This is a genomic window from Sulfuricella sp. (genome assembly GCF_035531155.1).
GTDB lineage: Bacteria > Pseudomonadota > Gammaproteobacteria > Burkholderiales > Sulfuricellaceae > Sulfuricella.
Genome location: NZ_DATKTK010000049.1, coordinates 35,521 through 47,293 on the forward strand (window position 1 = coordinate 35,521; position 11,773 = coordinate 47,293).

Here is an 11,773-nt window from a genome sequence, read left to right on the forward strand (position 1 = left end):
AGCAACAGAAAATACTACCGATTTACATATCGGAATGCAATTTTATGCAGTGTAGCGTGCTTGTAGGTTTGGTTTGTCGCAAGATATTCGAAATATTTGATTTATGTCAAGGCCGGTGAAACCGTTTGCGCGCAATCTTATTCCCACGATATGAAAGTGGGATTATGTCCTGTGACAAACGGCATTAGCCGCGCGCAATTTATCCGCGGGAATTTCAATGGATCCAAGCAAGTAATCCGTCCGCCTTGGGCGGTGGCCGAGCCGGATTTTGTGGAGGCATGCAGCCGTTGCGGTGACTGCGTTGGAATTTGTCCCGAGAAAATCCTGGAAACCGGTCGGGGCGGCTTCCCCCAAGTGAATTTTTCCAAAGGAGAGTGCACTTTCTGCGGCGACTGCGCTGGGAAGTGCACAAGTGGCGCCTTGAACAAGCGGAATTTCGATGCGCCCTGGCCACTATTGAAGGCCATCATCGAACCATCCTGCTTGGCCCTGAAGCAAGTGGTGTGCCACACCTGCGGTGAGTCCTGCCCGGCTGGCGCCATCCGCTTCAGAATTTCTGTCGGCGCGGTTGCCCGGCCGGAAGTTGATCCTGCGGCCTGCACCGGCTGTGGGGCGTGTTATGGGCCATGCCCGGTTTCCGCCGTAACGATCGGCGAGATACTTGCGGAAGCGGCTGCTTGAACGATTTTGGGAAACGATGATTTTTTGCGAGGAGGTCTTAAATGAAGTTGACGCGACGGGAATTTATCAAGACCAGTGCAGTAGCCGCGACGGCCGTTGCGGCTGGGGTGACGGTGCCGGGCGTGCGGGAAGCGCTGGCGGCGGGCGGCGATACCGGCATTAAATGGGACAAGGGCGCCTGCCGTTTCTGCGGCACCGGTTGCGGCGTGCTGATCGGCACTAAGGGTGGCCGCATAGTGGCAACCCAGGGCGATCCGGATGCGCCGGTCAACAAGGGCCTGAACTGTATCAAGGGCTATTTCCTGTCCAAGATCATGTATGGCAAGGATCGCCTGACCACGCCTCTGCTGCGGATGAAAGACGGCAAGTTCGACAAGAACGGCGAATTCACCCCGATCAGCTGGGATGCAGCCTTCGATATCATGGAGCTGAAGGTCAAGGAAACCCTGAAAGCCAAGGGCCCGACCGCCATTGGTATGTTCGGTTCCGGCCAGTGGACGGTTTGGGAAGGCTACGCTGCCGCCAAGCTGTTCAAGGCCGGTTTCCGCTCCAACAACCTTGACCCCAACGCCCGCCATTGCATGGCTTCCGCCGTGGCCGGCTTCATGCGCACCTTCGGCATCGATGAGCCGATGGGCTGCTACGATGACGCCGAGCACGCCGATGCCTTCGTGCTGTGGGGCTCCAACATGGCCGAGATGCACCCGATCCTGTGGTCGCGCATTACCGACCGCCGTCTCACCGCGTCGCACGTCAAGGTGCATGTGCTGTCCACCTTTACCCACCGCAGTTGCGAACTGGCGGACAACGAGCTGATTTTCACGCCGCAGTCCGATCTGGCGATCCTCAACTACATCTGCAACTACATCATCCAGAACAAGGCGGTGAATGAGGATTTCGTCAAGAAGCATGTCAACTTCAAGAAGGGGGTGACCGACATCGGCTACGGCCTGCGCCCCAACCATCCGCTCGAGCAGGTTGCCGGCAATAACGGTTACCCCGGTGCCGATGGCAAACCCAAGGGAGACCCCAACAAGGCTGCGCCGATCACCTTCGACGAGTTCAAGCAGTTCGTTTCCGAATACACCCTGGACAAGGCCCATGAAATCTCCGGTGTGCCCAAGGACAGGCTGGAGGAACTGGCCAAGGCTTATGCCGATCCCAAGACCAAGGTGGTGTCCTACTGGACCATGGGTTTCAACCAGCATACCCGCGGCACCTGGGTCAACAACATGATCTACAACGTCCATCTGCTGGTGGGCAAGATCTCCGAGCCCGGCAACGGCCCGTTCTCGCTGACCGGCCAGCCCTCGGCGTGCGGTACGGCGCGCGAGGTGGGTACTTTCTCGCATCGCCTGCCCGCCGACATGGTGGTGATGAACCCGAAACACCGTGAAATTGCCGAGAAAATCTGGAAGCTGCCCGCTGGCACCATTCCCGACAAGCCCGGTTTCCACGCCGTGCTGCAAAGCCGCATGCTGAAGGATGGCAAGCTCAATTTCTACTGGACTTCCACCACCAACAACATGCAGGCGGGGCCCAACGTCAACGGCGAGGTCTATCCAGGTTGGCGTAACCCGGCCAACTTCATCGTCGTGTCCGACTGCTACCCGACCCTGTCAGCGCTGGCTGCCGACCTGATCCTGCCCTCTGCGATGTGGATGGAGAAGGAAGGCGCCTATGGCAACGCCGAGCGCCGCACCCAGTTCTGGCGCCAGCAGGTCAAGCCGCAGGGCGATGCGCGTTCCGACCTGTGGCAGTACATCGAATTCTCCAAACGCTTCAAGGTGGAGGAGGTGTGGCCGGCGGATTTGATCGCCAAGATGCCGGAATACAAGGGCAAGACCCTGTACGACGTCCTTTACGCCAACGGTCAGGTCAACAAGTACCCCATGGCGGATATTCAGAAGGGCTACCCGAACAGCGATTCCGAAATGATCGGCTTCTACCTGCAAAAGGGCCTGTTCGAGGAATACGCCACCTTCGGTCGCGGCCACGGCCACGATCTGGCCGACTTCGAGCAGTACCACAAGGCACGCGGCCTGCGTTGGCCGGTGGTGGACAACAAGGAAACCTTGTGGCGCTTCCGCGAGGGTTATGACCCTTATGTGAAGAAGGGCGAAGGAATCAAGTTCTATGGACACCCAGACGGCAAGGCGGTGATTTTTGCGCTGCCCTACCAGCCGGCCGCCGAGCAGCCTGACAAGGAATACGATCTGTGGCTGTGCACTGGCCGCGTGCTGGAGCACTGGCACACCGGCTCGATGACGCGGCGCGTGCCGGAGCTGTACAAGGCATTCCCGGATGCGCTGGTGTTCATGCACCCGGATGATGCCAAGAAGCGCGGCCTCAAGCGCGGTGACGCGGTGAAGCTGGTGACCCGTCGCGGCGAGGTGATGACCCGTGTCGAAACCCGCGGCCGCAACAAAATGCCGGTCGGGCTGGTGTTCATTCCCTTCTTCGACGAAAGTCGCATGGTGAACAAGCTCACGCTGGACGCGACCTGCCCCATTTCCAAGGAAACCGATTTCAAGAAATGTGCGGTTAAGGTGGTGAAGGCCTGAAGCCAGGCTAAATATTGACTCGATGGAGGATCAAATGAAGATTCATTACTCGTTGACCGCGACAATGCTCGCTGCGGTTGCTGCTGTTCTGTTCGTGGCGTCCTGCGCCACTACTCCGGCGGAGAAGGCCGATGTGAGGGGACTGCGTCCAAACCAGCTGACCGAACAGGATTTGGTGCCAGCCATGACTGAATATGTCGGCAAGACGCCTGGCGAGCAGGAAAGGATAGTGCGCAACTTCGAACAGCAGCCGCCGCTGATCCCGCACAAGATCGATGGCTATCGTATCGATTTCAAGGCGAACCGCTGCCTGGAGTGCCACGACCGGCCTTTCTTCAAGGAGGAAAACGCACCCAAGATCGGCGACAGCCATTACCGGGACCGGGAGGGCAAGGAGCTGAAGCATATCTGGATGGGGCGCTACAACTGCACCCAGTGCCACGTGCCGCAGGCCAACGCGCAACCGCTGGTGAGCAACACTTTCCAGTCGATCAAGGCCGGAAACTGAGCTTTTGCGCTACAACCATCCTCCGCAACAGAAATCACTGTTGCGGAGGATTTTTATTGTAGTACACTAAACTTGACGGAATAGTCCGAATTAAGTCCTGCGGGTTCACAGAGGGCTTAATCAGCGGCCCCGCGAATAGCGCCAAGGATATGGTGCGTTGGTTGTCGTAATATCAATAACCGAATAAAAGGAGGAACAATGAATCTCAAGCTGATCAATTTTGCTTTGCTTGCAGGGGGGCTCGCTGTTAGCTCGTCGCTGTGGGCGGCCCCTTCCACGCCCGCGATGCTATCGAACACCTGCGCGGGTTGCCATGGCACCAATGGCGCCAGCGCAGGCCCGAGCATGCCGATCATTGCCGGCCAGCCTGCCGCGTATATCGAAGACTCCATGAAGAAGTTCAAGAGCGGGGAGCGGCCTTCCAGCATCATGGGTCGGCTGGCCAAGGCTTATACCGACGACGACTTCAAGGCGATGGGCGAATTCTTTGGCGACAAGAAGTTCATCCGTCACAAGCAGGATGTTGATGCAGCCAAAGTGGCCAAGGGCAAGCAGGTGCATGAGCAGAACTGCAAGAAATGCCATCAGGAAGGCGGGCGCGAGTCCGAGGATGGCGGCGTGATTGCCGGCCAGTGGAAGGAGTATCTGCAGATTAACGTGAGCGATTTCCAGTCGAAGAAGCGTCCAATGCCGAAGAAAATGGCGGAAAAATTCGAGGGCTTGAGCCAGGATGAACTCGATGCCCTGATTAACTTCTACGCAAGCCAGCAATAACGGTATCCGGAGGATAACAACATGACTATGAATCGCAGAAGTTTCATTAAATTGGTGGGTGCCGCCACTGGCGTTGGACTGGCCGGTGCGCCCTTTATCTCGAACGCGGCTGAAATCATGCCGAAGAAGGGGCGCCGCGTTGTAGTGGTTGGCGGCGGTTACGGCGGCACCATCGTCGCCAAGTACATCCGCATGAACGACCCTTCCATCGAAGTGGTGCTGATCGATCGCGACAAGATCTTCATTTCCTGCCCGTTCAGCAACCTGGTGATTGGCGGCAGCCGCAAGCTGGACGAAAACAAGATCACGCGCGAGGGCTTGGCTTCCAATCACGGTGTCAAGCTGGTTTACGATGAAGTGACCGCAGTGGATACTGCCGCCAAGAAAGTCGTTCTTACCGGCGGCACCCTCAGCTATGATCGCCTGGTGCTTTCTCCCGGCATCGACTTCCGCTTCGAGGAAATCGAGGGCTACGACCCGGTAACAACGCCAAAGGTCATTCCCCACGCCTGGAAAGCCGGCGAGCAGACCCTCCTGCTGCGCAAGCAGTTGGAGGATATGCAGGCAGGCGGCACGGTAGTGCTTTCGATCCCGGTGACCCCGTTCCGCTGCCCGCCCGGGCCCTATGAGCGGATCAGCCAGATCGCCTGGTACCTGAAGAGCCACAAGCCGGGTTCCAAGATCATCGCCCTCGACGCCAATCCGGATATCGTGTCCAAGGCCGGCCTGTTCCGCAAGGGATGGGCGAAGCACTACGACGGCATGATCGACTACCGCGCCGCCAACAAGGTGGTCAAGGTCGATGCCAAGAAGCGCAGCGTCGATACCGGCGTGGAAGAAATCGCCGGTGCCGTGGTCAACCTCATTCCGCCGCAAAAGGCCGGGCTGATTGCCCACAAGGCGGGCGTGGTGGGCGAGGACAAGAAATGGTGTCCGGTCAACCAGGTGACCTACGAGTCCACCATCGCCAAGGATGTCCACATCATCGGCGACGCCGCCATCGCTGGCGCGATGCCGAAGTCGGGCTACTCCGCCAATTCCCAGGCGAAAGTGTGCGCGCTCAACATCGTGCAGTTGATGAACGACAAGGACCTGATTGACCCCTCCCACGTGAACGTCTGCTACAGCTATCTTACGGACAAGGAAGCCGTCACGGTTTCCGCCGTTTACAAAGTGGCGGAAGGCAAAACCATTGCCGTGCCGAATTCCGGTGGCGTATCGCCGGATCTGTCCGAGCTGGAAGCAATCTATGGACGTAGCTGGATCAAAAACATCCTGACCGAGATGTCTACCTGATCTTTCTGGGTAGATGCAAGATCAAGCCCCGCGCGTGCGGGGCTTTTTTTATGCGTACCGTACGGAGAAGGTTTCGAACATCGCGCCGATGCGGCTGCATAAGGCATCGTCCAGAAGTCCCCGGGCTGAGTAAGTGCTGACTGCTGCGTCGGCGCACCCCTGGGGCCTGAATTCCTGTAGTACGTAATGTTTTGCGCCCAGCCCGCGCAATTCCTCTGCCAGGCGCAGTATTGAGTCCGGGGTGTGATACAACGGGTGTGCCGTGGTGCGAAATTCATGCGGAATGCCGCTTTCCAGCAGTAGCCCAGCGCTTTCCCAAGCCTTGTCACCGCTTTCCGGGGTGTTTGTTACCTTGGCATAATCCGCGAGGCAGGCCTTGATATCCATGCCTACCCAGTCCAGGCTGGGCAAAAGTTCTTTCAGGCGTGATGGATAAGTGCCGCCGGTATGCAGCCCGATTTTGAAGCCGAGGTCGCGGACTTCGCTGATGGCGGATTGGATGTTGTTTTGCAGGGTAGGCTCCCCGCCGCTGAATACGACCGCATCCAGCAGTCCTTGGCGACGGTGCAGGAAATTCATTACTGCCGACCAATCGAGTTGGCCGTTATCGCGGGGGATAAGATGGGGATTGTGGCAATAGCCGCAGCGCCAGGGACAGCCCTGGCAAAATACCACCGCCGCCAGGCATCCGGGGTAATCAGTGCTGGTCAGCGGGGTAAGGCCACCGATTTGTAGGGTAGACAAGATGAGCTACAAGCAGCGAAAAATGCAAGAGCGGTTGAACGCTCTCGCACCTTTCGGGCATGCCGAAACTAAGCGGCCAGCTTGGCGCGGCATTCCTGGAAGTACTTGCGCTCGTAATGCTCGCCTTTTTTGCCGATGTTGAACGATGCCACAGGTCGATGGTAGCCCATTACGCGGGTCCACACTTCGCAGGGCTGGCGCTCCTCGTCGGTCAAAACGATTTCATCGGTATTGAGGTTGGTCTGGTTGGACAGATCGGTCATGGCACTCTCCTTTAGTGATGTTATAGGTAGTTGGTCAGGCGGCGGCCAACTTTTTGTTGCGCTTTTCGGCCAGGCGTTCCTGGTCGCATTTCGGGCAGTATTTATGTTCGCCATCAAGATACCCGTGCTGAGGGCAAATCGAAAATGTCGGCGTAATCGTGATATAAGGCTGGCCGAATTGTTCCAGGGCGCGGCGCACTAGCGTCTTGCAGGCTTCCGCGCTGGTGATGCGCTCGGTCATGTAGAGGTGCAGCACGGTGCCGCCGGTGTATTTCTTCTGTAACACTTCTTGCCGCTCCAGCGCCTCGAACGGATCGTCGGTGAAGCCGACCGGCAGTTGCGAGGAGTTGGTGTAGTAGGGCATGTCCTTGGTGCCGGCCTGGATGATGTCGGCGAAGCGCTTGCGGTCCTCTCTGGCGAAGCGGTAAGTGGTGCCTTCAGCCGGAGTCGCTTCCAGGTTGTACATGTGGCCGGTTTCTTCCTGGAAGGCGAGCATCCTGGCGCGCACGTGATCGAGCAGGCGCACCGCGAAAGCGTGGCCCCATTCGGTCGTGATGTCGTGCTCGTCATGGGTGAAGTTGCGGATCATCTCGTTGATGCCGTTGACGCCCAGCGTGGAGAAGTGATTGCGCAGCGTACCGAGGTAGCGCTTGGTGTAGGGGAACAGCCCCGCGTCCATGTGGCGCTGGATCACCTTGCGCTTGATTTCCAGGCTGTTCTTGCCGATTTCGAGCAGTTCGTCGAGGCGGCTGAGCAGGGCCTCCTCGTTGTTCTGGTAGAGGTAGCCAAGGCGGGCGCAGTTGATGGTGACCACGCCCACCGAACCGGTCTGCTCGGCGCTGCCGAACAGTCCGTTGCCGCGCTTCAGGAGCTCGCGCAGGTCGAGCTGCAGGCGGCAGCACATCGAGCGTACCATGTTGGGCTTGAGCTCGGAATTGATGAAGTTCTGGAAGTAGGGCAGGCCGTATTTTGCCGTCATCTCGAACAGCAGGGTGGCGTTTTCGCTTTCCCACGGGAAGTCCGGCGTCATGTTGTAAGTCGGGATGGGGAAGGTGAACACCCGTCCTTTGGCGTCGCCGGTGGTCATCACCTCGATGTAGGCGCGGTTGATCATGTCCATCTCGACCTGAAGATCGCCATAGCTGAACGGCATTTCCTTGCCGCCGACGATGTGGATTTGCTCGCGCAGGTCTTCCGGGCAGACCCAGTCGAAGGTCAGGTTGGTGAACGGCGTCTGGGTGCCCCAGCGCGACGGCACGTTGAGGTTGTAGATCAGCTCCTGAATGTACTGCTTGACGCAGGAATAGGGCAGGTTGTCATTGCGGATGAAGGGCGCCATGTAGGTGTCGAAGGAGGAGAACGCCTGCGCGCCGGCCCATTCATTCTGCAGGGTGCCGAGGAAGTTGACGATCTGGCCGACGGCGGAAGACATGTGCTTGGGCGGGCCGGCCTCGACCTTGCCCGGCACGCCATTGAGGCCCTCGTGGAGCAGGGTGCGCAGCGACCAGCCGGCGCAGTAGCCGGCCAGCATGTCCAGGTCGTGCACGTGGATGTCGCCCTCGCGGTGAGCGACGCCGACTTCCGGTGGGTAGACATGGTTGAGCCAGTAATTCGCCACCACCTTGCCGGACACGTTCAGGATCAGGCCACCCAGAGAGTAGCCCTGGTTGGCGTTGGCGTTGACGCGCCAGTCCATCTGGTCGAGGTATTCGTTGATCGAGCTTTCCACATCCACCACCGTTTTGCGATCCAGGCGCAGCTTGGTGTGCTGTTCGCGGTAGACGATGTAGGCGCGGGCAGTCTTGAGGTGGTTGGCGGTGATCAGCACCTGCTCGACGGCGTCCTGGACTTTCTCGATGTGCGGCGGCTCGGCGCGGAATTTGTGGATCAGGACCTTGACCACCTGGGCGGTGAGCAGGAATGCTTCGTTGGCGTCAAAATCACCGGTAGCGGCGCCGGCCCGCTGGATAGCGGAACGGATTTTTTCCGAGTCGAACGGGGCTAACGTGCCGTCGCGCTTGAGGACGCCCTTGAGAAGTGAAACCAGATTGATGCTGCCGCTTTCCGGCTGATTGTCTGCCATTGCTCTGTCTCCTGACTTGTTTTTGTGAGATTGGTCTTTGCGCTACGCTCCGGGGAGCAGAATAGCTTGGTTGACAAATATCATAAACCACTAGATGTTGTGATTTTTAATTAAATTTACTCACTATCTAGTGGTATGTCAAGAAGAGATGCGGGGTTTGTTATCCCGAATGAATGGCAAAAAATTAACGCCCAGCGGCAAGCAGGCGGGACGCGGCTTTTTCCAATACCGGGCCGGGCATGAGCTGGGATAGTTCCAGTTTTGGCAGTTCTACCGCGTCGAGCGTATTCTTGGCGATCAGCCCGAGTTCGGTATCGCCCTCCACCACTAGGCGACGGCTGAAAAACAGGGTGTCCGGATCTTCCTTGCGTGTACCGAGCATGATGAAATCGTAAGCGCTGGCGCTGATGGTCAGATCCGGTGTTTTCCCCTCCTTGCAGGCGACAAAGCCGGTAGCGTTGATGGAGAAGAAAAAGCTGACGCCCACATCGGTCACGCGGATGCTGATCAGCTTGCCATGCAGCGGTTCCAGCAGATCGGGCTGGATGATGCGGCCCAGCGCCAGATTCAGCGCCTGGCTGAAGAGCAGCGAATGTGGGTAGGCTGGCAACAGCGACAGAGCCGCGCCAAATGGTTTGGGGAATTTGAAAGCGGGCAGGTTCATGGGGTTGTTCCTTCAGTAGACTAGTTCAGGATCATTTTATCCGGTTTGTAGGCTGAGGCCAACGCCCCATCCGGATTTGTGCTGAAGGCGCTATCTTCGCTTGACGATTAAAAAAGCGTATAATCAATCGCTTATATTTTGTATGCCCTAGGTAACCCTAGGCTTTATCTGGATGGCGGTGTTTTTGGATGAATGAGATCGGAGTGAGCAGTGATCAATAATGATGTTTTACGCAGCGTTCGATATGCGCTGGATCTTGGCGATGCAAAAGTCGTGGAGATCATTAAGCTGGCCGGGCGTGACCTCGCGCAATCCGACCTCGCGAGCTTCCTGAAGAAAGAGGATGAAGAAGGCTTTGTCGAGTGCGACGACGAGGTCATGCTGTCGTTTCTGGACGGGCTGATCATATACAAAAGAGGCAAGATGGAGTCCAGGGCGAACCAGGATAACAAACCGGAACGACTGACCAACAACACCATACTGAAAAAACTGCGGGTTGCCTTCGAGTTGAAGGAAGAGGACATGCATAAAGTTCTGGAACTGGCGGGGTTCAGTGTATCCAAACCTGAACTGAGCGCGCTGTTTCGAACGAAAGGGCATAAAAACTACCGGGCATGCGGCGATCAGCTCCTCCGGAATTTTTTAAAGGGCCTGACCATTCGTCACCGAGGCTGATTGAAAAGATGAAAATTCCGAAAAGAATGGAACCGCTGGTCGAAGACGGCCTGGTCGACGAGGTCATCCGCCAACTCATGAGCGGCAAGGAGGCGATGGTCTTCGTGGTCCGTTGCGGGGAAGAGATACGCTGCGCGAAGGTGTACAAAGAGGCCAACAAACGCAGCTTTCGCCAGAGCGTGGATTACACCGAAGGCCGCAAGGTGAAAAACAGCCGCCAGGCCCGCGCCATGGAGAAGGGTTCCAAGTATGGACGCAAAGCGCAGGAGGAGGCGTGGCAGAGCGCCGAAGTGGACGCCTTGTACCGCCTCGCCGCCGCCGGCGTGCGCGTGCCCAAGCCGTATAACTTCCATGAGGGCGTGCTGCTCATGGAGCTCGTGACCGACGACAACGGCAATGCCGCCCCCCGGCTCAACGATGTGGCGCTGACCGAAGAGCGCGCCAGAGAGTACCACCACGCATTAATCCAGCAGGTGGTGCGCATGCTCTGCGCCGGCGTCGTCCACGGCGACCTGTCCGAGTACAACATCCTCGTCGGCAGCGACGGGCCGGTCATCATCGACCTGCCGCAAGCGGTTGACGCTGCTGGCAACAACCACGCCAGCAGCATGCTGGACCGGGACGTCACCAACCTGGCGAACTACTTCGGCCAGTTTGCCGCCGACCTTAAGACTAGCGACTATGGCAAGGAGATCTGGTCGCTCTACGAGAGCGGCGAGCTGCACGCCGAGGTCAAGCTGACCGGTCGCTTTGAGCGCATTGTAAAGCCGGCTGATCTGGTTGGGGTGATGCGGGAGATTGATGATGCACGGGCTGCGGAGGCGGCGCGCTTGGCGCGGATTGCCGTCGTGTAGTTCGCAGAACGTTTGAATTCACTTGTCTGCGCGGTTTTTCGCGCAGGTCCGGTTGATTGCCGGGTTATGCGGCACGTTGAGTTACCTCAACGTACATGACTTCAAAGCACGGCGGAAGCGATACAACGTTCAGCGAGTTACGCGCGAACGCGTTTTCATAGAGCCGGACGATTGGGCCGGTAGCAGAATGTCGAAGGTGTCCGACTGCGCTGAACGAAGTATTGTGGTCATCGCGGAGCAATGAATTGCGGCCGTGGTACGAATCCACGATTCGACTGTCTTTGAGTTCCACAGTCATTTCGCCGTACATAGCCGCGATGAAATCGTGCTGCTCGGTGCCGAAAATCTGCATGGGGTCGAGATTGTTGTAGACTAAAAGGATGCTAGGTGCTCCGAGTTTTGCGCCGACCTGAACCTGCTTCCGTGAGTCAAAAATCTTCTGTCGGATGTGGGACCCAACGGTCCTTGAACTGACACCTTGCGACATTTTAAAATTATCGTCTTCGTCAATTTGCTTAACTTCAAAATCAGTAGTGTCCGGTTAACTTGCGAATTCGTGCGCCGAAGCCAAGCATTGGCGCGGGCTACGGAGCAATTTATTTTGGTGCCGATTTGAAATCAGTTTTCTCATATGCAGGTTCGCGTAACTTCCAGAGATCGATTTCTC

The 11,773-nt window shown here is 57.6% G+C and carries 11 protein-coding genes; 7 read left to right on the top strand and 4 right to left on the bottom strand.

Going from position 1 to position 11,773, the window contains the following annotated elements:
- The first annotated feature begins 150 nt into the window (after positions 1 to 150).
- The 5 genes from napF to VMV64_RS10600 all read left to right on the top strand — a co-directional run bounded on the left by napF (position 151) and on the right by VMV64_RS10600 (position 5,823).
- Positions 151 to 681, top strand: a complete 531-nt coding sequence (napF, locus tag VMV64_RS10580; RefSeq protein ID WP_325330068.1) for a ferredoxin-type protein NapF — start codon at positions 151 to 153, stop codon at positions 679 to 681.
- 41 nt (positions 682 to 722) lie between these two features.
- On the top strand, positions 723 to 3,245 hold the full coding sequence (gene napA / locus VMV64_RS10585; RefSeq protein ID WP_325330070.1) for a nitrate reductase catalytic subunit NapA: 2,523 nt from the start codon (positions 723 to 725) through the stop codon (positions 3,243 to 3,245).
- A 34-nt stretch (positions 3,246 to 3,279) separates the two neighbouring features.
- Positions 3,280 to 3,753, top strand: a complete 474-nt coding sequence (locus VMV64_RS10590; RefSeq protein WP_325330072.1) for a nitrate reductase cytochrome c-type subunit — start codon at positions 3,280 to 3,282, stop codon at positions 3,751 to 3,753.
- 198 nt (positions 3,754 to 3,951) lie between these two features.
- On the top strand, positions 3,952 to 4,527 hold the full coding sequence (locus VMV64_RS10595) for a cytochrome c4 (protein ID WP_325330074.1): 576 nt from the start codon (positions 3,952 to 3,954) through the stop codon (positions 4,525 to 4,527).
- Positions 4,528 to 4,548: 21 nt separating this feature from the next.
- Complete coding sequence (locus VMV64_RS10600) at positions 4,549 to 5,823, top strand: FCSD flavin-binding domain-containing protein (RefSeq protein ID WP_325330076.1); 1,275 nt, start codon at positions 4,549 to 4,551, stop codon at positions 5,821 to 5,823.
- Between the two features lie 48 nt (positions 5,824 to 5,871).
- On the opposite strand, the gene VMV64_RS10605 is transcribed toward VMV64_RS10600, so the two are convergent.
- The 4 genes from VMV64_RS10605 to ubiT all read right to left on the bottom strand — a co-directional run bounded on the left by VMV64_RS10605 (position 5,872) and on the right by ubiT (position 9,577).
- Positions 5,872 to 6,567 carry an anaerobic ribonucleoside-triphosphate reductase activating protein gene (locus VMV64_RS10605; protein ID WP_325330078.1) on the bottom strand — a complete coding sequence of 232 codons (696 nt, stop codon included), beginning with the start codon at positions 6,565 to 6,567 and terminating at the stop codon, positions 5,872 to 5,874.
- Positions 6,568 to 6,635: 68 nt separating this feature from the next.
- Positions 6,636 to 6,830, bottom strand: a complete 195-nt coding sequence (gene nrdD, locus VMV64_RS10610; RefSeq protein WP_325330080.1) for an anaerobic ribonucleoside-triphosphate reductase — start codon at positions 6,828 to 6,830, stop codon at positions 6,636 to 6,638.
- Positions 6,831 to 6,864: 34 nt separating this feature from the next.
- Entirely contained in the window at positions 6,865 to 8,913 is a 2,049-nt protein-coding gene (locus VMV64_RS10615; protein WP_325330082.1) for a ribonucleoside triphosphate reductase, read from the bottom strand.
- 184 nt (positions 8,914 to 9,097) lie between these two features.
- Positions 9,098 to 9,577: a ubiquinone anaerobic biosynthesis accessory factor UbiT gene (gene ubiT / locus VMV64_RS10620; RefSeq protein ID WP_325330084.1), complete on the bottom strand. Its 480-nt coding sequence runs from the start codon at positions 9,575 to 9,577 to the stop codon at positions 9,098 to 9,100.
- Between the two features lie 210 nt (positions 9,578 to 9,787).
- Between ubiT and VMV64_RS10625 the strand changes: the two genes are divergently transcribed.
- Both VMV64_RS10625 and VMV64_RS10630 read left to right on the top strand, forming a co-directional pair.
- Entirely contained in the window at positions 9,788 to 10,252 is a 465-nt protein-coding gene (locus tag VMV64_RS10625) for a DUF1456 family protein (RefSeq protein WP_325330086.1), read from the top strand.
- A gap of 8 nt (positions 10,253 to 10,260) precedes the next feature.
- A complete protein-coding gene (locus VMV64_RS10630; protein WP_325330088.1) occupies positions 10,261 to 11,106 on the top strand; it encodes a PA4780 family RIO1-like protein kinase in 846 nt (281 codons plus the stop codon).
- Positions 11,107 to 11,773: the final 667 nt, after the last annotated feature.

Bases quoted from the DNA above. Each gene is read 5' to 3' on its own strand.
- napF (WP_325330068.1), top strand. From the start codon at position 151: ATGAAAGTGGGATTATGTCCTGTGACAAACGGCATTAGCCGCGCGCAA.
- napA (WP_325330070.1), top strand. From the start codon at position 723: ATGAAGTTGACGCGACGGGAATTTATCAAGACCAGTGCAGTAGCCGCG.
- VMV64_RS10590 (WP_325330072.1), top strand. From the start codon at position 3,280: ATGAAGATTCATTACTCGTTGACCGCGACAATGCTCGCTGCGGTTGCT.
- VMV64_RS10595 (WP_325330074.1), top strand. From the start codon at position 3,952: ATGAATCTCAAGCTGATCAATTTTGCTTTGCTTGCAGGGGGGCTCGCT.
- VMV64_RS10600 (WP_325330076.1), top strand. From the start codon at position 4,549: ATGACTATGAATCGCAGAAGTTTCATTAAATTGGTGGGTGCCGCCACT.
- nrdD (WP_325330080.1), bottom strand. From the start codon at position 6,830: ATGACCGATCTGTCCAACCAGACCAACCTCAATACCGATGAAATCGTT.
- VMV64_RS10615 (WP_325330082.1), bottom strand. From the start codon at position 8,913: ATGGCAGACAATCAGCCGGAAAGCGGCAGCATCAATCTGGTTTCACTT.
- ubiT (WP_325330084.1), bottom strand. From the start codon at position 9,577: ATGAACCTGCCCGCTTTCAAATTCCCCAAACCATTTGGCGCGGCTCTG.
- VMV64_RS10630 (WP_325330088.1), top strand. From the start codon at position 10,261: ATGAAAATTCCGAAAAGAATGGAACCGCTGGTCGAAGACGGCCTGGTC.